This window comes from Candidatus Flexifilum breve, assembly GCF_016713355.1.
In genome coordinates, this window is the sequence record NZ_JADJPI010000015.1 from 1 (window position 1) to 19,948 (window position 19,948).

Sequence of the window (19,948 nt, forward strand, 5' to 3'; positions counted from 1 at the left end):
GGCGGGGAGCAGCACGTTGTTCAACACACCAACTGCATCCTGCCGCGTCAGGCACTCGTCGATCAGCTTCTCCACACCGTCTTTCTTGCGGTGGAGAATCTGCCAGTGAATCGCCTGTTCGGCGGTCATGTCGGCGATAGGGTCTTCGGCCTGCTGCCCGCCGACCTTGACCTCGTTCTGCTCAAAGTACTGGATGAAGCGCGGCAGGGCGTTCTCATCGGTGTTGAAGATCAAATCGTTGGCGAGCTTGCGCTGATCTTCGGGAATTTCGGCGTAGGGCGTGATGTGCGCCGGGTTGACAATCGCCATATCCAGCCCCGCCTGCACCGCGTGATACAGGAACACACTGTTGAGCACACCGCGCGCCGCCACGCCGATCCCGAAGGAGACGTTGCTCACGCCGAGCGCGGTCATGACGCCGGGAATCTGTTCCTTGATCTGGCGGATGCCTTCAATCGTCTCAACCGCATCGTTGCGCAGATCAGCCTGCCCAGTGGTGAGCGGGAACGTCAGCGTGTCGAAGATCAAATCCTGCGGCAGCAAGCCGTAGTCGTTGACGGCGATGTCGGTGATGCGCTGCGCAATCGCCAGCTTCTTCTCGCGCGTGTGTGCCATGCCCTCTTCGTCAATCGTCATCGAGAGCACGCCCGCGCCGTACTTGCGCGCAATCGGCAGCACCTTGTCGATGCGTTCGCGTCCGTTTTCGAGGTTGTTGCCGTTGATGATCGCGCGCCCCGGATACACTGAGAGCGCCGCTTCCGCGACGGCGGGTTCGGTCACGTCGATGATGAGCGGCGTTTCGACCGCCATCGCCAGCTTCTTGACGAGGATCTTCATCTGTTCGGCTTCGTCGGTGCGTTCGGTCAGCGCCACCTGCACGTCGAGCATGTGCGCGCCGCTGTCCACCTGCTGCACCGCAATCGGAATCACGCTGTCGTAGTCTTCCGCGAGGATCAACTGCTTGACCTTGCGGCTGCCCTGCGTGTTGATGCGCTCACCGATCATCGTCGGGCCGGGGTTCTGGATCATCGGCACGGCGCGCATGTTGCTCGACGCCTTCGCCACATTTTCGAGTTCCCGCTGGAGCGGTTCGCGGCGTTTAGCGCGACCAGCCACTTCCTCGGCGTAGCTGTGACCATGCACCGCCTCGTACAGCTTGGCGATGTGATCGGGCTGGGTGCCGCAGCACCCGCCGACGATGCCCACGCCCCAGCGCGTGAACTCCGACACCATCTGGCTGAACGGATCGGGTTCCATCGGGTAAACCGCTTCGCCGTCCACATTGATCGGCAAGCCGGCGTTCGGCAGAATGCTGATCGGGTACGGGCTGTTCTCCACGAGGAACTTGACGGGTTCGCGCATGTATTCCGGCCCCGTCGAGCAGTTTAGGCCGATCACGTCCAACTGCAGCGGTTCGAGCGTGGTCAGCGCGCTGTTGATGTCCGTGCCGAACAGCATACGCCCGCTCGTATCCAGCGTCACCTGCACCTGTAACGGGATGCGCACGCCGAGATCCGCGAACAGACGGTTGATGCCGTAGACCGCCGCCTTCACTTCGAGGATATCCTGACTCGTCTCGATCAGCAGCACATCGCAGCCGCCTTCGACCAAGCCTTTGGCCTGCGCGTAGAACACGTCCGCCAGTTCATCAAAGGTGATGTTGCTCAGGTCGGGGTCGGTGCCGCTCGGCAGCTTGCCCGACGGCCCGATGCTGCCCGCCACCATGCGCGGGATGCCGGTCTCCGCTTCGATCTTGTCGCATACACCGCGCGCCAACTGCGCCGCCGCATAGTTGATCTCGTAAGCCTTGTCCTGCAGGCCGTATTCGCGCAGGGTCAGCGGGTTGCTGCGGAACGTGCACGTTTCCACCACTTCCGCGCCCACCCGCAGGAACGACTCGTGAATCGCCGCGATCACATCCGGGCGCGTGATCACCAGATAGTCGTTGCAGCCGTTGTACTGTTCGCCGCCGAAGTCGTCGGCGGTCAGGTTGTAGCGCTGAATGCTCGTTCCCATCGCGCCGTCAAAGATCACGACGTGATCGTGGATGGCGTCCAGATAGCGGCGGTTGGTATACGTCCGATTTGCGTGTCTCTGCGTCATGCTCACCTAGTTTCTACTTCCCTTAGCCAGATTCTCCCGGTCCTCTGCCCAGCGACCGGGGTTGGTGACGATATAACCGCGGAATTCGTTCAGCGTGAATTCGTTCCGGATGACCTGTTCGTAAAAGTTACGCTGCCATAATCTGCCACGAAACGGTGGCAATTCTTGATTGCCCGCCGGAATAGATCCGTTTGGTCACCGCCGGTTTGAACCCTGCAACAATTTGCGACAATGACGGAGTTGGACGATAGCGCGACACCTGTGTGTGCGCCCTGATCTACGGTCCATGGGACTGGGGCAGACACCTAGGTCTGCCCCTCAATAATCAATAATGCCGTGAAAATGGTTCGGCATAACGACATGGGCATCCAGTTCAATCTCAGGGGGAATTTATGCGCTCCTCCACCACCTCTTCCACAATCCGCCCAAAATCGTTCAACCGCATCTCACCATCGACGATGTCGCCGAACAACGATTCGCGCCCATGCGTGCAAATCGTCACGACATACGCGCCATTCTGCGTGTAATCGTACCAATCAATTGATGGCGGATCGTCATCGGCGAATAGATGACTCTACCTCGTTCAACCGTTTGCCTCATGGCATGCCTCACAACCGCAGACACGCCTCGACCGCCAACGTGAACAATTTCTGGCGCGTGTCCGGTCGCCCGTTGATCCAATCGCGGGAATCCCATTCGTCGCCGCTCAGGTCGTCGCCGCTGTACAAAATCTGCCCGAAGGTCACGCCGCGGAACTTCGCCACCGCAAAGAACGCCGACGCTTCCATTTCGACCGTCAGACAGCCTTCGTCGCGGCGCTGCGCCACCTTGCCCGGCGTCTCGCGATAGAGCGCGTCGGTCGTCCACGTCTTGCCGATCACATATGGGACATGATGCGCTTGCAGCGTCTGCTCAATCGCTTCAATCGCTTGCGGGCTGGCCGACACATCGCGGCTCGGCGGCAGGTAGTGATACGACGTGCCTTCATCGCGGATCGCCGTCACGGGCACAACCACATGGCCGACAGCCAGCTCTTTGTTGAGCACACCCGCACCGCCGCACGCGATGATCTTGCTCGCGCCAAGCGCGATCAATTCTTCGAGATACCCCGCGGCCAGCGGCGCGCCCACGCCGGGATGCGCCACCGCCACCCGCCGACCATCCTGCTCGATCACGTACACCGGATTGCTGCCCATTTCGCTGCGCAGCACCAGCACTTGCTCAGCTTCAGCACAGGCCGCCGCGATCACTTCCTGAAAGAAGCACAGGACACAGTATTCCGGCATGCGCTCGTGCCGCCGCAGCAGCTTGTGCGGCTCGATCATCGCGTTGGGATTGCTGTCGTATTCGAGAATCGGATACATGTTCGTCATTGACGCTTTAGCCTTGCAGCTTCTTGAACTCGCTTAACTGATGGGTGTGCGTTTCCATGTCTTCACTCATCGCATCCAACCACCCGCCATACCCCTTAATGCCGCCCGCCTGCTGCGCTGTGAGGGATTCCGCGCGGCTGATGGTGCGCGCGATCAAATCGCGAAACTCACTGAGCGTGCCCGGCCAATCCAAATGTGCCCGCGCCTCGACTGACTGCGCGTTGAATGTATCGAAGTCGTACTCAATCGGTTCGACATTCCCCGCTGCGAACAGGTCATAGCGGCGGTGCAGTTCGACCAGCCACCCGGCTTCGTGCGCGATGATCTGCTTGGGCGACCACCAGCCGCACGCCTCCGACTTTTCGGCCAATTCCGGCGTGTAGGTGTCGGTCACCGCCAACATGTCGCCGCTCACCTTGCGAAATTGCTGGAGCGCGGTCTGGAACTTCTCAAAGGTGTTCACGGGAGGCATCGATCCATCACTTTCTACTCAAATCACGCTTCATTTTCGGGTTTGGAAGTGTTGGGGCGCGCGTGCAGCAGCTTGCCCGGCACCCGCGTTTGCGCCATTTGCTGCACGATCAGCGCCTGAATCTCGTCGAGTTGATCCTGAATATCGCGAATTTCCAGCTCCGCCTTGATGTTCACGCTGTATTCGATGTCGTCGCGAATCTTGTCGCGCGCCGCCTGCCGGTTCTGGCTGATCAACACGAACAGCGAGAGGAAGATCGCTTCCAGTGAGACGATCATCGTCAGCAGGCCGAATGGGAACGGATCAAACGGTTCCAGACCGGGGATGATGTGCATATTCAGCACCATCCACACGGCGAACCACACAAAGTTGAAGTAGACGAAGCGAATATCACCAGCGACCATCGTCAGAAAATCAGAGAGGCGTTCGCCAATCGTCGGCTTGATGACCTCTTCCATCTCTTCGTTGACGTTGCGGGCGACGACGCGGTTGCGCACCAAGACATCGGTCTCGCGGATGCGCTTGCCGAGCATGGCGATCATGTCGAGCGCGGCAGCGGGGTGGGCGCGCACCAGCATGAGCAAGTCGTTCCGGTCAATGACCAGCACCATCGTCTGATCGATGGCGCGCGCGCTCGTGCTGCGGCTCGCGTTGTCGAGCAGCGACAGTTCCCCGAAGATTTCGCCTTTTTCCATGTAGCTGATGGTGACGCGCTCGTGGCTGCGGTCGCGGATGAAGATTTCCACACGGCCCCGCTGCACAATGAACATTGTGCCGCCGGGTTCACCCGCCGTGAAAATCACCTGACCGGGCATGAACGTCATTTGCTCAAGCTGCTGCGCCAGCGCTTCTAGTTCTTGATCGTCCAGCAGTTCGAAGAGTGGAACTTCGCGAAGTAAATTGAGGTCAATGTTCTGCATAGCGCCTTCCCCCAAAAAACAAAAACGCCTCAGGCAGTCAAGACACAGAGGCGCGGGATAGACAGAAATTGCTCATCTTCCAGACCCATGTCTGACGGACTTAGCACCTTCCCGACGCTTCAGGGGTTGCCGCGAGATCAGTGAGCCGTGTCTCTCCCTCGCCTCTTGATGAGATGTTCAATTGAACTTCGAAAATGCATTGTAATCTATCCTGAGATCAGCGTCAAGCGCCGCACAATGCGCTATACTGGAAGTAATGAACGGAGAGGAGTCGGTCATGAAACGTCATACAATCATCGCCGTTTTTCCATCGCGTGGTTCGTTGATTGACGCCGTCGAGCGCGTGAAAGCGCTGGACTATCTGAAGATTAAACACTCTGCGGTCATCGTGAAAGCCGACGACGGCGAAACGGTCGTCCTCGAAGACGACATCAGCGTGAGCGAAGGCAGCATCGCGGGCGGTACGCTCGGGTCGCTCATGGGGGCGCTCGGCATCGCCGGCTTAGGCGCATTCCTGCTGCCGGGCGTTGGCCCGATCATCGCCATCGGCGCGGGCGCGCTGCTCGGCGGCTTGATCGGCGGGGCGACGGGCGGCCTCACCGCCAGCCTGATTGATCTCGGCATCAAAGATGACCAGTTGGACGAATTAGCGGGGCATTTGAGCGCGGGCCGCGTCGCTATGGTGCTCGACGCCGAAGCTGAAGTCGATGTGCTCGGACGTTTGCAGCAAGACCTGCAGCCCTTCGAAGCTGAAATCACCACGCCCTAACCTCCGGGGATGGGAGGCTCTGCCCATCCCTGATCCCCGCAATCCCATGCGGCATTTGTGACACCTGTCACCATGAGATTGGAAGAATTCATTGTTGTAGTATCCAGAGTTGATGTATTCTCAACAGGTACGATCTGGTTGGCAAGGGAATAAACGATGTCGTCTGAACTGGTAGTGGCGATCTTTCCGTCGCGCACCACCCTCACTAAAGCCCTCGATCACCTCATGGGCATCAAGGATCTCCACATTGAGCACGCGGCGATTGTCGCCAAGGCGAACAGTGGGGAGGTCATTTTTCTCGACGATGACATCGGGCCGGATGAAGGCGGAATCACGGGCGGCACACTCGGCGCGGCGATTGCGGCGCTCGGCGTCGCGCAGTTGGGCGCGCTGGCCATCCCCGGCGTCGGGGCGCTGATCGCGGTCGGCGCGGCGGCGCTGGTGGGCGGTCTGCTCGGCAACGTCACCGGGCGCTTAGCCGCCAACCTCGTGGATTCAGGCTTCAAGCCGGATCACGATCATGTGAGTTCACTCTCCGGTCGCCTCGAAGCGGGTCATCCCGCGCTCATTCTGGAGGTCGCCAACGCGCACGCCATCCTCGACCGCCTCAAAGCCGAACTTCAGCCCTACCGCGCCGAACTCGTCGATCAACTGCGCGCCGTCGCGGCGGCGTAAACCGCTTAACGTTTGCACACATGCTTGTAGGGGCGCACGGCCGTGCGCCCCTACGGTAATCCCCACGAAAATCACTGATTGCACCCCGCTTCACACCACCCGTCTATCATTCATCTCCACCCGCCCAAAACGCCGCGGGATCAGGGTATAATCGCTGTAATTCAGTTGATCAGAGGATGAATCCCGATGGCGATCCCCGAAATTCACGCGGAACATGTGAATCACCACAGTGAAGAGCGTAACCCCGGACTGCCGCTCGATCTTGGGTGGGTGCGGAGCGTGCGCGTCAACACCAGCGCCGCCGAGCGCCGCGCCGCGACGCTGGGGACGCGCCGTTCGGTCAAGAAGGACACGCAGGCGGCGTGGCTGCTGCGCGCGATCACCTGCATTGACCTGACCACCCTTTCCGGCGACGACACCCCCGGCAATGTGCTGCGCCTGTGCGCGAAAGCTCGCCAGCCCGTGCGGCAGGACATGCTCGAAGCGCTTGGCGTCGCCGATCTTGGCATCACAACGGGCGCGGTGTGCGTGTATCACAGCCGCGTCGCCGATGCGGTCAAGGCGCTGGAGGGCACGAGCATCCCGGTCGCCGCTGTCTCGACTGGGTTCCCGGCGGGGCAAAGCTCGTTCCGCACGCGCCTCACCGAAATTCAGGACTCGGTCGCGGCGGGCGCTCAAGAGATCGACATCGTGATCAGCCGCGAGCATGTGCTGACGGGTAACTGGGAAGCGCTCTACGACGAGGTGCAGCAGTTCCGCGCGGCGTGCGGCGACGCGCACATGAAATCGATCCTGGCGACGGGCGAACTCGGCACGCTGCGGCATGTCGCGCAGGCCAGTCTCGTCTGCATGATGGCAGGATCGGACTTCATCAAGACCTCGACGGGCAAAGAACCCGTCAACGCGACGCTCGAAGTCAGCCTGATCATGACGCGCATGATCCGCGAGTATCTCGACCGCACGGGCGTGAAGGTCGGCTTTAAGCCCGCGGGCGGCATCCGCACGGCCAAGCACGCCATGAACTGGCAAATTCTCATGAAAGAGGAGCTCGGCGACGATTGGCTGTTCCCGAACCTGTTCCGCTTCGGCGCGAGCGCGCTGCTCACCGACATCGAACGCCAGCTTTCGCACTACCTGACCGGACGCTACGCCGCCGAATATTACATGCCGATGGGGTGAAAGCAGCGGTTAGCAATTAGCCGTTAGCGAAGGAGCATCTTGTATGGCCATCCAAGCGATTCAAGAGAAGTACGTCGATGAAGATGCGTTGCTGCGCCTTGATCCGGACAAGACCTACGAAGTCATCGATGGAGAACTGGTCGAAATGGCACCTGTTGGCGGATTGCATCACATGATCGCAGGCAATATCCATGATCTGATTAAGCTTCACGTCAAGGTGCACAAGCTGGGGCTAGTCTTCATGGATTCATTTATCTATTTGCTTTCCAGAGATGCGGAACAGCTGCGTGGTTCGCAAATCCCGGATGTGTCATATATTCGAAAACAAGACATTCCGGCGGATTGGGAAATCCGGCGTCCGTTCCCCGGTGCGCCAACCCTCGCTGTCGAAGTCGTATCGCCGGGTGATGATCCGAATCTGCTGTTGAAGCGTGTTCGCAAGTATCTGGAATATGGCACACATCAGGTGTGGGTAGTTTTTCCCGACGGCAAAGAAGTGCATCAATACCGGCGCGGCGCGGATGTGATCCGTGTATATACGGGAGGAGACACAATGGAAATCGAAGATCTCTTCCCCGGCTTGACGCTCACGCTGACTGAGATTTTTGCCATGCCTGACTTGAGTTAAGAGACGCTGGTATGCGCCAAGTTTTACTTTATACCGACGAGGATGGAAACTGGATTGCTGATGTGCCGTCGCTGCCCGGTTGCCATAGTGACGGCAAGACCCGCGAGGAAGCGATTGAGCGGGTGATAGAAGGGATTGATGCCTATATCGCGTCTTTAGTAGCCGACGATATGCCTATCCCTGTGGAAACGGGTAATTACGAACTGCTTGAACTGGAAACTGATGAAGCTTCCAGTCAGTCGACATCACCGATCCCCTTGTGGCAGCGGGATCGGCACTCAACAGCGAGCTTTCGAATTATGGGGGATGCAGTGGAACCAGCAGGTATCACTGAAAAACTTGGGCTTACCCCAGATCATTCCCATCGCAAAGGCGATATTCGGAAGAAGAGTCAGAACGGTGTCCATCGATCAGGCATGTGGTTAATTAGTTCCAAACTCCCCGAAGGGGAAAGTCTAGAGAATCATTTACGCGATTTATTGCGGCAGCTTGAACCTCATCACACTTATCTTCACTCCCTAAGTGACCATGCCCAGTTTGATTTTTTCTGCGGTGTCTTTGATATGGAGTTCAGCGGTTTTGAACTTTCGCCCATGACCCTACAACAGATCGCTGATCTTGAGGCGATTCTAGGTGTTGCGATTTACTAGTTGATCAGCGGAGTATACCTATGTCCGTTCGAGAATTATTCCAAACCATGACCTACGGAACCGCGCCGGAAGCGGCAGATGCCGCGCGCGCGTGGCTTGACGCCCACAAGCGCAAATTTGACCTGTTCATCAACAACCAGTGGGTGAAAGCCGAGGCGCACTTCGACAGCACCAACCCGGCGACGGGCGAGAAAATCGCGTCGATTGGCGACGGCGGCAAAAAAGGTGTCGATCTCGCCGCGCAGGCCGCCCGCGCCGCCTTCCCCGCGTGGAGCGCCCTCTCCGGTCACGAACGCGCCAAGCACCTGTATGCGATTGCCCGCAACATTCAGAAGCACGCCCGTCTGCTCGCCGTGCTCGAATCGCTGGACAATGGCAAGCCGATCCGCGAATCGCGCGACCTCGACATTCCGCTCGTCGCCCGCCACTTCTATCATCACGCGGGCTGGGCGCAGCTTCAGGAACGCGAACTGGCCGACTATCAGCCCGTCGGCGTGATCGGGCAGGTGATCCCGTGGAACTTCCCGCTGCTGATGCTGGCGTGGAAGATCGCCCCGGCGATTGCCATGGGCAACACCATTGTGATCAAGCCCGCGCCCTACACCAGCCTGACCGCCCTGCTCTTCGGCGAAATCGTCGCGGAAGCGGGACTGCCGCCGGGCGTGGTCAACGTCGTCACGGGCGGCGATCAAACGGGGGCGGCGGTCACCGAGCACCCGGACTTCGACAAGATCGCCTTCACGGGGTCGACCAATGTCGGCAAGATCATCCGCCGCGCGACGGCGGGCACAGGCAAGAAGCTCTCGCTCGAACTCGGCGGCAAGTCGCCGTTCATCGTCTTCGAAGACGCGGATCAGGATGCGGCGATTGAAGGTCTGGTCGATGCGATCTGGTTCAATCAGGGGCAGGTGTGCTGCGCCGGGTCGCGCTTGCTGGTGCAGGAGAGCATCGCGCCGCGCTTCTTGGACAAGGTCAAGCTGCGCATGAGCAAACTGCGCGTCGGCGACCCGCTCGACAAGAGCATCGACATCGGCGCGATTGTCGACCCCGTGCAGCGCCGCACCATCGACGGCTGGGTGCAGAAGGGCATCGCCGAAGGCGCGGAGATCTATCAACCGGACTGCCCGCTGCCGGACAAAGGCTGCTGGTATCTGCCCACGCTGATCACCAACGTCAGCTCGGCGTCGGTCGTCGTGCAGGAAGAGATCTTCGGCCCGGTGGTCGTCGCGCTGACCTTCCGCACGCCCAAAGAGGCGGTCGCGCTGGCCAATAACACGCGTTACGGCCTCGCCGCCAGCATCTGGAGCGAGAACCTCAACCTGTCGCTCGATGTGGCGCGCAAAGTCAAAGCGGGGAGCGTGTGGGTCAATTCGACCAACCTGTTCGACGCGGCGTCGGGTTTCGGCGGCTACCGTGAGAGCGGTTTTGGACGCGAAGGCGGACGCGAAGGTCTGCATGAATATCTGCGCCCGAAATGGCAGGCAAGACCAACGCCATTAACCACAGAGAACACGGAGAAGAAAGCGAAAGTGCAGCCGATTCCGGCGGCGTTGAATGGCGGTAAAGCCAACGGGCACGCCATTGACCGCACGGCCAAGCTGTTCATCGGCGGCAAGCAGGCGCGTTCCGACGGCAACTACACGCGCCCGGTGAGCGCACCGGACGGCCATGTGATCGGTCAGGTGGCCGATGGCAACCGCAAGGACATTCGCGACGCCGTGGAAGCGGCGGTCAAAGCGGCGGATGGCTGGGGGTACAAGACCGGACACAGCCGCGCGCAAATCCTCTACTACATCGCCGAAAATCTGAGTGCCCGCGCCGACGAATTCGCGCAGCGGATCAGCGCGCAGACCGGCGCCGATGACGCCGCCGCCCACGCTGAAGTCAGCGCAGCGATCAGCCGCCTGTTCACCTATGCCGCGTACTGCGACAAATACGGCGGCGAAATTCAGGAAACACCTCTGCGCGGCGTGACGATGGCGCTGCACGAACCCATCGGCGTGATCGGCATCGCCTGCCCCGACGAAGCGCCGCTGCTGGCCTTCGTTTCGCTGTTCGCCCCGGCGATTGCGCGCGGCAACAGCGTCGTAATCCTCCCCTCGGAAAAATCCCCGTTGAGCGCCACCGATTTCTATCAGGTGCTGGAAACGTCGGATGTGCCCGCGGGCGTGGTCAACATTGTCACGGGCGAACGGGCGACGATGATCAAGACGCTCGCCGAACATGACGCGGTGGACGCGGTGTGGTACTTCGCCGACGCAGCCGGCAGCGCGTTCGTCGAGAAGGCGTCCGCCGAGAACATGAAGCGCACATGGGTCAGCTATGGCCTCTCGCGCGACTGGCAGTCCGAAGAGCAGGGTGCGGGCGAAGATTTCCTGTTCAATGCGACGCAGGTCAAGAACATCTGGATTCCCACGGGCGAATAGGCGCGGAGACACGGAACGCATGGGCAAAAAAGTCTTTGTGAGCGGGTGTTTTGATCTGCTGCACAGCGGGCACATTGCCTTCTTTCAGCAGGCCGCGCAGTACGGTGATCTGTACGTCGCGTTAGGGAGCGATGCCACTGTCTACCAGTTGAAAGGGCGGCTGCCCGTCGTCAGCGAAGATGAACGGCTCTACAGCATCAAAGCGATCCGCTACGTGACGGATGCCTTCATTTCGCGCGGCTCCGGCCTGCTCGACTTTGAAGCCGAATTCCGTGAGCTGAAGCCCGACATTTTCTTGGTCAACGCCGACGGCAATACGCCGGAGAAAGATGCTCTGTGCCGGGAGGTGGGGGTTGAGTATATGGTGCTGGAACGCACGCCCTTTCCCGGCCTGCCCGCTCGCTCGACCACCAGCCTGCGCCGCGTCGATCAAATGCCTTACCGCATCGATCTGGCGGGCGGCTGGCTGGATCAGCCGTTTGTGTCCAGCCTGCACCCCGGCTCCGTGCTGACCATCTCGCTCGAACCGACGATTGCCTTCAACGAGCGCAGCGGCATGGCGACCAGCACGCGCAACCGCGCCATCGAATTGTGGGGGCTGCGCTTACCGCCCGGCGACCCCGAACAGATCGCCAAAGTCCTGTTCAGCTATGACAATCCACCCGGCACGCGGGCCGTTTCCGGCTCCCAGGACGCCATCGGTATTGTCTACCCCGGTCTGGCACGCGCGCACTACACCGGCTCATATTGGCCGGATTGCATCGACCACCTCACCGACAATGCGACCCTCCAATTCATCGAAAACGCGCTCTGGCTCATCCCGCTGAAGATGCGCCCCGATGGCTATGACCCGCTCGGCGTGCAGCATCTGACGCCGGCCAATGCGCAGGCGCTGGCAGATGCGGCGGACGCCTGTTGGGAAGCGATTCTCGCTCGGGATATCCGCGCGTTTGGCGCTGCCGTCCGCGCGTCGTTTCAGGCGCAGGTGGCGTTGTTTCCCAACAGCGTCGACGCAGAAATCAGCCGCTTCATCGACGAACATCGCGGGGACGCGCTCGGTTGGAAATTGAGTGGGGCGGGCGGCGGCGGCTACCTCATCCTCGTATCCGATCAACCGGTCAAACAGGCGTTTCGCATCAATATTCGGCGTACGCTGGAATAGTCTATGGGTTGCAGTGCTGCTCCCGGCAGCACGATGAGTAAACTGAAGGGGTTTATGTCGATCTATCATATTGCCCAAGTCAATATTGCCGAGATGCGCGCACCGCTGGACAGCGAGACGATGACCGGATTCGTCGCCCGCCTCGATGAGATCAACACGCTGGCGGAGCGCACGCCGGGGTTCGTGTGGCGGCTCAAAGGCGATGCGAATAACGCCACGGCCCTGCGCATCTTTGATAACCACAGCATCATCATCAACATGAGCGTGTGGGACAGCATCGACGCGCTCTACCAGTACACCTACTACAGCGATCACGCGCAGGTCTACCGCCAGCGTGGCGAATGGTTCCGCCGCCTGCAGAATCACATGCTCGCGCTGTGGTGGGTTCCGGCGGGTCATACTCCCACGCCGCAGGAAGCCAAAGACAAGCTCGCCTACCTCAACGCGCACGGCGCGACCCCACTGGCGTTCAACTTCAAGCAGCGTTACAGCGTGGAAGAGATGATCAGCGCGATCAACACGTAGCGCATTCGGTTGAGGCTGATAGTAAGCGGACGCCATTCAGAGGGTGTTAAACAGGGTCAGATTCCGACCCCACCCCCGGCCCCTCCCCGAATTCGGGGAGGGGCGCCAGCAGCACTCGCCAAGCCAAATTGGTTTTCGTAGGGACGCAATTCATTGCGTCCGCTGCTTCCCGGTGCGCTTCACACTGGACTACGAATCGTTTGAGTACGCTGATTATCGTCCCCAAAACTGCCCCTTGCACCTGACGTTACGTCATCCCCTAGACTGCGTGCTTGATCGATATTAGGGGAGGAAAACCTCATGCAGTTCAGCATTCTGGAGACTCAGTCAACCTACCGGCGGCTGCTGGCGGAAGATGACGCCGCGGCGCGCGAACAGATCTTCCGCGCGGAGCTGGTCGAGCCGTTCGTCGGCCTGACGCGCGTGTTCGGCGGCATGGATCCGCTGGCCATGTTTGCGCAGTGGAACATGCGCCCGGAGGCCTTCGCGCCCGATCAGTGGGAGGCGATGCGCGCTCGTCTGGACGCGCTCGCCAGCGCCGACGCCTTCGCGCGCGCGGCCACTGCTTTGGAGCGGGGCTGGGCGGCCTTCGCGCCCTACCACGATCGCATCCGCCATGATGCGATCACCTTTGCGCTGCTGCTGTGCGACCTGAGCGCCCTGCCAATGGCGGCGGGCTATTCCGGCTTTGGCGCGATCCCCGGCTGGATCATGACGCTGTACGACACGCCCACGCCGGACAACCTGAAGCGCGTCGAAGCCTGCACCGTCCACGAACTGCATCACAACCTCGCGGCAGGGTCGGACAGCGGCGTGAACTTCAACATGATGAGCATTACGGTCGGCGAATACATGGTGATGGAGGGGCTGGCAGAGTCGTTCGCGGCGGAATTGTACGGCGCGGACAGCATCGGCCCGTGGGTGACCGCCTTCGACGGGTCGCGCCTGGAAGACACGCGGCAGATGTTCAAGGACGCGCTCACCCTGACCGGGTTCAACGAGGTGCGCCGCTATATCTTCGGTGATGATGTGATGGCGGCGCACAGTGGCAGCGCCGGGATCGGCGTTCCGCGGTACGCGGGCTACGCGCTCGGCTACCAGTTGGTGCAAGCCTACCTTCAGCGCACGGGCCAGTCGGTGGTCGAGGCAACCTACACGCCGAGCGCCGAGATCATCGCGGAGTCCGGCTTTTTCGATAGATAGAAGAAGCACAAACGGGAGCTGAGTTAGCTCCCGTTGCATTTCCTCCGCGATCTCTGCGGTTCACGTCTTTTACTATTTGCTCAGCGCTAACACACCATTCCCCCAGAACATTCACAAAATATTGGCGCAACCCGGATTGCCTGGGCTGAAAAATCGGAGTAAGCTGCTCCGCAAGCAGCCATGTTTCGCCTCAATCAGACTCCGTCTCACTCTAGTGTGAGTTAGAGCAGATCGCTGCCAAGTTACAGCTCTTTAACTTTGCGTATTTTGACATTTTTGGTTGTACGCTGTAGTCATAACCAATTCATCCGCTACGCGCCGACGTAAGGAAAACCGCCCGATGACTCAACAGAGCCGCCGCCTTCAACGCAGCTATGCCCGCCGCGCCACAGCGCAAGACGAAAAAGATCTCGACCACCGTCGTCAGCCCCAACGTGATCACGAGCAGGTAGTGACGCAAAACGTCGCATTTGCGCCGCCGCGCACCACGCTGCAGCGGCCGCAGACGTTGTCGTCGCGCGATGTACTGCACTTGCAGGGCGTCATCGGCAACAGCGCCGTCGCGCGCATGGTCGATCCCAACCCGATCCGCCAATATTCTGGGCAGACCATTCAGCGCGACTTAGTCTCCAGAGAAACCAAAATCGCGGCCATCAACGCGCACATTGGCATCCTGGAGGCGGCGAAGCTCGTCCTGCGCGTGGGACACGGGGTCGTCATGCTGCCCTTCACCATCATCGATCTCCTGTCCAACTTCTGGCGCTTCAAGTCGGAGAACAGCATCTTCCGTCCACCAACCGACGGCAAGAAGAATCGGCTCAAGAGCGCAAAATTTGCTTTTGACAACGTGCTCAATGGTGAAACGCGGCTGGTGAGCAAAATGGCGGGTGAACCCCTCCAAGTGAAGGGCATCAACTTGGACAAGGCGCTCAAATGGGGGCCGTGGAATCTCGGCCCGTGGATTATGCGCCTGCTTAACAAGTGGATCACCAGATTGGAAAGGAAGAAGGCGAAGCTCGCCTAATTTCTCATCGATAAACAAAAACGGGAGCTGATGCAGCTCCCGTCGCTTTTCCCTCTGCACGCTCCACGATCTCGATGCTAACCCGTCTTGCTGAACAGCCGCGCAGCACTGATTTCACTATTCATAGAACAGACGAGCTAAAATCTGTGGTACAATGCCACTGTTCGAGACGTCTGTCTTGGATATCAAGCAGGTTTGTAGAGGAGAAGTGAGTATGGCAACGCAAGACCAGACCCAGAATCGTCCCTCAACCCAACCGCAGTCCACATTGAACCTGAATTCCATCATGATTGGCAGCGCCCAAGCGCAGGTGCTAGCCGACTTTTACGCCAAAGTCTTTGGTCGCCCCGCCGATATGAATGACGGCGGCTATTGGGGTTGGAAGGTGGGCAACACCTACCTGACCGTCGGTGAGCATTCGGAAATACAGGGACAAGCCAAGGAACCGGCGCGCGTCATGCTCAACTTTGAGACGAATGCCGTTCGAGAGGAGTTTGCGCGCTTGAAACAGCTGGGCGTCAAAGTGGTCAAGGAGCCGTATGACATGGAAGGCGGCTGGATCGCCACCCTCGCTGATCCTGACGGCAACTTCCTGCAACTGATGTCGCCGTTCGAGATGTAAAGCCAACAAAAACGGGAGCTCAATCAGCTCCCGTTTCTTTTCCCTCTGCGGTTAACGTCTTTGCTTTACTTGCTCAACACAGCAGGATTCACCACATTGCGATACTGCCCCGTCGTCAGCGCGTCAACCACGAGCTGCGCCGCTTCCACCGCGACCACGATCTGCGCGTCGTCGGTGCTGGCGGCGAGGTGCGGCGTATGCACCACCCCGGGCAAACCCACCAGCGGGTTATCCGGCGGGGGCGGTTCCTGCGCGAACACGTCGAGCGCCGCGCCCGCCACATGACCGCTCTTGATGGCGGCGGCGAGGTCAGCTTCGTTGATCAGCGCGCCGCGCGCCGCGTCCACGATGCGTACGCCCTTCTTCATGGTGGCGAGGCTGGCCGCGTTGACCATTTCGCGCGTTTCGTCGGTCAGCAGCGCGTGCAGCGTGATGAAGTCCGCGCGGGTGAACAGATCATTCAGGCTGACCAGTTCCACGCCGAGATCCGCCGCGACGTCGGCGGTGATGTACGGGTCAAAGGCGAGCACTTTCATCTCAAAGGCGATGGCGCGCTTGGCGACCGCGCGCCCGATGCGCCCGAAGCCCACGACGCCAAGCGTCTTGCCGCGCAGTTCCACGCCCATATACGACTTGCGATCCCACTTGCCTTCGCGCATCGAGGCGTGCGCCTGCGGGATGTGCCGGGCCAGCGCCAGCATCAAGCCGAAGGTGTGTTCAGCGGTCGAAACGGTGTTGCCGTCCGGCGTGTTCATGATGACGATGCCGCGCTTGGTCGCATCGGGGATGTCGACGTTATCCACGCCGACGCCCGCCCGCGCGATCATCTTGAGCTTGGTCGCGACGGCCAGCGCTTCGGCGTCAATTTTGCTGGCGCTGCGGATGATGAGCGCGTCCGCGTCGGGCAGCGCGGCCAGCAGATCGGCGCGCGTCATCTGGCCGGGGGCGGTGAACTTCAGTTCCGGCGCGCCCTTGAGCACGTCTACGGCGGAGGGATGCACGCTGTCCGGTACGAGAATGTGATAGGTCATTGGTTGCTCCTAGGCCGACACTGTAGGGACGCCATTCATGGCGTCCGCCTGTCAACGGACGCGATAAATCGCGTCCCTACATAGAGTCGGATTTACTTGACAGTTTCCAAAAATTCGTCGAGGCCGGACAGGATTTCTTCCAGAATCGCGGGCTGCATATCGCCCATGTGCGCGATGCGGAACGTCTTGCCCTTGATCTTGCCGTAGCCCTTATCCATCGAGAAGCCCTTGCCGCTCATGAACTTGGCCATCGCGTCGATGTCAAAGCCCTTGGTGTTGGCGACGGTCGTCACGGTGGGCGAACGGTAGCCTTCCTGCGCGTACAGGCCGAGTCCGCGGGTGTGCGCCCAGTTGTGCGTGGTGTCGCGCATCTGAATGTGCCGCTGCCAGCGATTTTCCAGCCCTTCGACGGCGATCGCGTCCAACTGCGCGTCGGCGGCGTACATCAGCGCGACGGGCGGCGTGGACGGCGTGTTGTCCTTCTGCGCCAGCGCTTCGATTTCGATGAAGTCGAAGTAGTAGCCGCGGTACTGAATCTGCTTGGCGCGTTCCAGCACGCGATCACTGCACGCGGCGAAGGCGATGCCCGGCGGCAGAGCGAACGCCTTCTGCGAGGAGGTCAGCGCGAAGTCGATGCCCCACTCGTCGGTGCGGAATTCCGCGCCGAGGAAACCGCTGACCGTGTCCACGAGCAGCAGCGTGTCGTCGTACTGGCGCACGACCTGCGCGATGTCGCGGATCGGGTTGGTGACGCCCGTGCTCGTCTCGTTGTGGACGACGCAGACCGCGTCGTAAGTGGCCTTCTTCAGCGCATCGGCGACCATCTCTGGCGTGTGCGCCTTGCCCCACTCGACTTCCAGCACATCGACCTGCTTGCCATTGGCGCGGCTGACTTCCGCCCACTTCTGGCTGAACGCGCCGCCGACCAGATGCAGCGCCTTTTTATCGTCACGGATGCAGTTACGCGATGCGCCTTCCCACAGCCCCGTGCCCGACGATCCCATGACAAAAACGCGATTCTGCGTGAAAAATGCCTGACGGAGTTTGCCCTGCAAGCGGGCATACAATTCGGCGAAGGCGTTCGACCGATGCCCGATCATCCACTGGCCTTGCGCATCCAGAATCTCAGGGCGCACTTCGACGGGACCGGGGATGACGAGGTATTTATGCTTCTCAGTTCGCATGATGTTCCTTACACTTGTGAAGGACAGAACAGAGGGAATTTTAACGCAGACGTTGGCCTCCAGACAATGACCGTGAATGACCACTCCCACGCGAGGCCAACCTGTGCAGGTTGCATGAAGGCGGCTGATGCCCCACATAAGTCAAGTGATTTACACTGTGGGCAGTATCAAAAGGCAGCAGTAACGACGCTAGGATGTCCATTCGCATATACTTGTTGACCATGTTCTGAGATGGGCGCATCAAAAGCAATCAAGGATGAACACACGTAAGAGACTTTTGTTGCCTGCCATTCTACTGCTTCCCGTGCTGTTGATAGCACTGGCAGTTCCAACTCAAGTTCAATCCGACACAGATTTCCGAGCAACACCAAGTTCAACCTCACGCCACGCCCACGTTTTGCTAACTGTCACGGGCCTCTATGAGGAACTTCATCGTACCGAAACCGCCATATGCACCCTTCACGGGCACTCATAGCCCTCCAGCTCACAGCTACGCGTCATTTGACCACTCAAGCGGCTCGTACTCCGCAGGCGCAGAGAACAGCTTCGACTACACCTGCCTCATGCCAACCGGGATTGGCGACATGGTATCGACGTGACTTGAACGACCAAATCACTGCCGATTTGAGGAACCAAGGTCTAGAATTTGTTGGGGCAAAGGTTACTACCGTCGTTGTGGTAAACTTCGATGAACATTGCGGTCAGAATGTGTCCGCTATGTCGACGATTTTCATCCGCCTGTTTGTGCCCGAACTGACGAACGCTGATCACTGCGCCAGCTAACAGAGAACGGATAACCGGTTGGCAAACTACAACTATGATGACAATTACGGACGGCGAATTTCAGGTACCGTATGTTGATCCTGCGGTGTTGACAAGCTTCACACCACCTCCCGTTGCCATCGATGCCGCCGACATTGCGCACGCTGGCCTGAAGCTGGACAGCGCAGCGTGCGCCAATTAGCCCGGGTTTACTCGCAGGCCCGGGGCACCTCCACTTCTGACCAGCGATCATACACACACAGCACGTTTTGTACGACCGCCGTCCCCGCCGGGTGATTCGTCAGCACCACGACGCCTTCGTCGTGTTCGGGGAACAGGTAGAAGATGGCGTGCATGCCGCGTCCCAACCCGTCATGCCAGATCATCGGCTCACCGGTTTCGGTATGATGCGCGTAGACACCAAACCCATAGGGATCGCTCTCGGTTCCCGGGTTCGACGTGAAGATCGCTTCCGCGCGGTCGTCGTGCAGCAGCGCGGCGAAGAACGCGGCGAGATCATGGGCGGTCGTATACACCCCGCCCGCCGCCTGATCAACGTGCACGACATTCGGGTACACCTCATTATTGACGGTGTACTGGGTCACCGCGCCGAGTTCCGACGACCACTCAAACGAGCTGTGCGTCATGCCGAGCGGCTCAAACACGGTCGTCTGCATATAGTCGGCAAACGACATGCCCGTCACTTCTTCGATCAGCAGTTGGAGCACCGTGTAGCCGCCGCCCGAATACATAAAGCGCCGTCCGGGGCTGATGATCACGCGCACAGGATCGCCCGCGATGCCATCAAGGAACTGTTCCAGCGTGGGGATCTCATGATCGGCGGTGAAGCCCGCATAGCCTTCTGCCGACAAGCCCGCTGTGTGGCTGAGAATGCGGCGAATCGTCACCTCGTCCGGGTTGTTGCGCCCCAGTGCCGGGACTTGCCAGCGCGTGAGATAGCTGTTGACCGGGGTATCGAGGTCGAGCACGCCTTCGTTCACCAGACCCAGAATCGCGTAAGCGGTTACCACCTTGGAGATCGACGCGGCGGGGAACGGCGTATCGGCGGTGACAGGCGCGCCGGACTCGACGTCCGCGACACCATAGCCGCCCGACCAGATCACCGCGCCGTCTTTGATCACGGCGGCAGAGAAAGCAGGAATGAAGGGGAATTCGTCGCGCACGACGGGCAGCGTCGCCTCCATCTGCGCGGCGAGCGTCTCGGCATCTTGCGCGGCGG

20 protein-coding genes and 1 riboswitch are annotated in these 19,948 nt (G+C 60.0%); of the genes, 12 read left to right on the forward strand and 8 right to left on the reverse strand.

Translation table 11 applies throughout. From position 1 onward, the window contains the following. From IPK17_RS14335 to IPK17_RS14355, 5 genes are all read right to left on the reverse strand, one after another. The coding region (locus IPK17_RS14335; RefSeq protein ID WP_343418376.1) for a homocysteine S-methyltransferase family protein at positions 1-2,103 on the reverse strand (2,103 nt) is incomplete at its 3' end. A gap of 379 nt (positions 2,104-2,482) precedes the next feature. After that, positions 2,483-2,605 (reverse strand): hypothetical protein, encoded by a 123-nt coding sequence (locus IPK17_RS14340; RefSeq protein ID WP_343418377.1) that lies wholly within the window; start codon positions 2,603-2,605, stop codon positions 2,483-2,485. A gap of 106 nt (positions 2,606-2,711) precedes the next feature. Beyond that, positions 2,712-3,476 (reverse strand): nucleoside phosphorylase, encoded by a 765-nt coding sequence (locus tag IPK17_RS14345; protein WP_343418378.1) that lies wholly within the window; start codon positions 3,474-3,476, stop codon positions 2,712-2,714. A gap of 7 nt (positions 3,477-3,483) precedes the next feature. After that, positions 3,484-3,948 (reverse strand): hypothetical protein, encoded by a 465-nt coding sequence (locus tag IPK17_RS14350; protein WP_343418379.1) that lies wholly within the window; start codon positions 3,946-3,948, stop codon positions 3,484-3,486. Positions 3,949-3,971: 23 nt separating this feature from the next. After that, a complete protein-coding gene (locus IPK17_RS14355; protein ID WP_343418380.1) occupies positions 3,972-4,868 on the reverse strand; it encodes a DUF1003 domain-containing protein in 897 nt (298 codons plus the stop codon). 69 nt (positions 4,869-4,937) lie between these two features. Further along, positions 4,938-5,043: riboswitch (SAM riboswitch) on the reverse strand. Between the two features lie 102 nt (positions 5,044-5,145). Here IPK17_RS14355 and IPK17_RS14360 point away from each other — a divergent pair. From IPK17_RS14360 to IPK17_RS14410, 11 genes are all read left to right on the forward strand, one after another. Then, entirely contained in the window at positions 5,146-5,637 is a 492-nt protein-coding gene (locus IPK17_RS14360; protein ID WP_343418381.1) for a hypothetical protein, read from the forward strand. Positions 5,638-5,793: 156 nt separating this feature from the next. Further along, the gene (locus tag IPK17_RS14365; protein WP_343418382.1) at positions 5,794-6,312 is read left to right on the forward strand and encodes a hypothetical protein; all 519 of its coding nucleotides are present in this window, start codon (positions 5,794-5,796) and stop codon (positions 6,310-6,312) included. A 186-nt stretch (positions 6,313-6,498) separates the two neighbouring features. After that, on the forward strand, positions 6,499-7,491 hold the full coding sequence (gene deoC, locus IPK17_RS14370; RefSeq protein ID WP_343418383.1) for a deoxyribose-phosphate aldolase: 993 nt from the start codon (positions 6,499-6,501) through the stop codon (positions 7,489-7,491). Between the two features lie 43 nt (positions 7,492-7,534). Next, entirely contained in the window at positions 7,535-8,119 is a 585-nt protein-coding gene (locus IPK17_RS14375) for a Uma2 family endonuclease (protein ID WP_343418384.1), read from the forward strand. An 11-nt stretch (positions 8,120-8,130) separates the two neighbouring features. Beyond that, positions 8,131-8,769, forward strand: a complete 639-nt coding sequence (locus tag IPK17_RS14380; RefSeq protein ID WP_343418385.1) for a DUF4279 domain-containing protein — start codon at positions 8,131-8,133, stop codon at positions 8,767-8,769. Positions 8,770-8,789: 20 nt separating this feature from the next. Next, positions 8,790-11,195, forward strand: coding sequence for an aldehyde dehydrogenase family protein (locus tag IPK17_RS14385; protein WP_343418386.1), 2,406 nt, complete (start codon positions 8,790-8,792; stop codon positions 11,193-11,195). A gap of 19 nt (positions 11,196-11,214) precedes the next feature. Continuing rightward, the gene (locus IPK17_RS14390) at positions 11,215-12,357 is read left to right on the forward strand and encodes an adenylyltransferase/cytidyltransferase family protein (RefSeq protein ID WP_343418387.1); all 1,143 of its coding nucleotides are present in this window, start codon (positions 11,215-11,217) and stop codon (positions 12,355-12,357) included. Between the two features lie 33 nt (positions 12,358-12,390). Next, the gene (locus IPK17_RS14395) at positions 12,391-12,882 is read left to right on the forward strand and encodes a DUF3291 domain-containing protein (RefSeq protein WP_343418388.1); all 492 of its coding nucleotides are present in this window, start codon (positions 12,391-12,393) and stop codon (positions 12,880-12,882) included. Between the two features lie 300 nt (positions 12,883-13,182). Next, entirely contained in the window at positions 13,183-14,085 is a 903-nt protein-coding gene (locus IPK17_RS14400) for a DUF2268 domain-containing putative Zn-dependent protease (RefSeq protein ID WP_343418389.1), read from the forward strand. 340 nt (positions 14,086-14,425) lie between these two features. Next, on the forward strand, positions 14,426-15,109 hold the full coding sequence (locus IPK17_RS14405) for a hypothetical protein (RefSeq protein WP_343418390.1): 684 nt from the start codon (positions 14,426-14,428) through the stop codon (positions 15,107-15,109). A gap of 214 nt (positions 15,110-15,323) precedes the next feature. Further along, positions 15,324-15,731: a VOC family protein gene (locus IPK17_RS14410; protein ID WP_343418391.1), complete on the forward strand. Its 408-nt coding sequence runs from the start codon at positions 15,324-15,326 to the stop codon at positions 15,729-15,731. Between the two features lie 65 nt (positions 15,732-15,796). Here IPK17_RS14410 and IPK17_RS14415 read toward each other — a convergent pair whose 3' ends face one another. Together IPK17_RS14415 and IPK17_RS14420 are read right to left on the reverse strand one after the other, a co-directional pair. After that, a complete protein-coding gene (locus IPK17_RS14415) occupies positions 15,797-16,762 on the reverse strand; it encodes a hydroxyacid dehydrogenase (protein ID WP_343418392.1) in 966 nt (321 codons plus the stop codon). A 92-nt stretch (positions 16,763-16,854) separates the two neighbouring features. After that, positions 16,855-17,946, reverse strand: coding sequence for a pyridoxal-phosphate-dependent aminotransferase family protein (locus tag IPK17_RS14420; RefSeq protein ID WP_343418393.1), 1,092 nt, complete (start codon positions 17,944-17,946; stop codon positions 16,855-16,857). An 817-nt stretch (positions 17,947-18,763) separates the two neighbouring features. Here IPK17_RS14420 and IPK17_RS14425 point away from each other — a divergent pair. Next, positions 18,764-18,910: a hypothetical protein gene (locus IPK17_RS14425; RefSeq protein ID WP_343418394.1), complete on the forward strand. Its 147-nt coding sequence runs from the start codon at positions 18,764-18,766 to the stop codon at positions 18,908-18,910. A gap of 7 nt (positions 18,911-18,917) precedes the next feature. Here the strand turns inward: IPK17_RS14425 and IPK17_RS14430 are convergent, their stop codons facing one another. Further along, positions 18,918-19,913 carry a serine hydrolase domain-containing protein gene (locus IPK17_RS14430; RefSeq protein WP_343418395.1) on the reverse strand — a complete coding sequence of 332 codons (996 nt, stop codon included), beginning with the start codon at positions 19,911-19,913 and terminating at the stop codon, positions 18,918-18,920. Positions 19,914-19,948: the final 35 nt, after the last annotated feature.

Bases quoted from the DNA above. Each gene is read 5' to 3' on its own strand.
- IPK17_RS14405 (WP_343418390.1), top strand. From the start codon at position 14,426: ATGACTCAACAGAGCCGCCGCCTTCAACGCAGCTATGCCCGCCGCGCC.
- IPK17_RS14400 (WP_343418389.1), top strand. From the start codon at position 13,183: ATGCAGTTCAGCATTCTGGAGACTCAGTCAACCTACCGGCGGCTGCTG.
- IPK17_RS14395 (WP_343418388.1), top strand. From the start codon at position 12,391: ATGAGTAAACTGAAGGGGTTTATGTCGATCTATCATATTGCCCAAGTC.
- IPK17_RS14425 (WP_343418394.1), top strand. From the start codon at position 18,764: ATGATGACAATTACGGACGGCGAATTTCAGGTACCGTATGTTGATCCT.
- IPK17_RS14430 (WP_343418395.1), bottom strand. From the start codon at position 19,913: ATGGAGGCGACGCTGCCCGTCGTGCGCGACGAATTCCCCTTCATTCCT.
- IPK17_RS14345 (WP_343418378.1), bottom strand. From the start codon at position 3,476: ATGACGAACATGTATCCGATTCTCGAATACGACAGCAATCCCAACGCG.
- IPK17_RS14360 (WP_343418381.1), top strand. From the start codon at position 5,146: ATGAAACGTCATACAATCATCGCCGTTTTTCCATCGCGTGGTTCGTTG.
- IPK17_RS14410 (WP_343418391.1), top strand. From the start codon at position 15,324: ATGGCAACGCAAGACCAGACCCAGAATCGTCCCTCAACCCAACCGCAG.
- IPK17_RS14365 (WP_343418382.1), top strand. From the start codon at position 5,794: ATGTCGTCTGAACTGGTAGTGGCGATCTTTCCGTCGCGCACCACCCTC.
- IPK17_RS14385 (WP_343418386.1), top strand. From the start codon at position 8,790: ATGTCCGTTCGAGAATTATTCCAAACCATGACCTACGGAACCGCGCCG.
- IPK17_RS14415 (WP_343418392.1), bottom strand. From the start codon at position 16,762: ATGACCTATCACATTCTCGTACCGGACAGCGTGCATCCCTCCGCCGTA.
- IPK17_RS14420 (WP_343418393.1), bottom strand. From the start codon at position 17,946: ATGCGAACTGAGAAGCATAAATACCTCGTCATCCCCGGTCCCGTCGAA.
- IPK17_RS14380 (WP_343418385.1), top strand. From the start codon at position 8,131: ATGCGCCAAGTTTTACTTTATACCGACGAGGATGGAAACTGGATTGCT.
- IPK17_RS14390 (WP_343418387.1), top strand. From the start codon at position 11,215: ATGGGCAAAAAAGTCTTTGTGAGCGGGTGTTTTGATCTGCTGCACAGC.
- IPK17_RS14355 (WP_343418380.1), bottom strand. From the start codon at position 4,868: ATGCAGAACATTGACCTCAATTTACTTCGCGAAGTTCCACTCTTCGAA.
- deoC (WP_343418383.1), top strand. From the start codon at position 6,499: ATGGCGATCCCCGAAATTCACGCGGAACATGTGAATCACCACAGTGAA.
- IPK17_RS14375 (WP_343418384.1), top strand. From the start codon at position 7,535: ATGGCCATCCAAGCGATTCAAGAGAAGTACGTCGATGAAGATGCGTTG.
- IPK17_RS14350 (WP_343418379.1), bottom strand. From the start codon at position 3,948: ATGCCTCCCGTGAACACCTTTGAGAAGTTCCAGACCGCGCTCCAGCAA.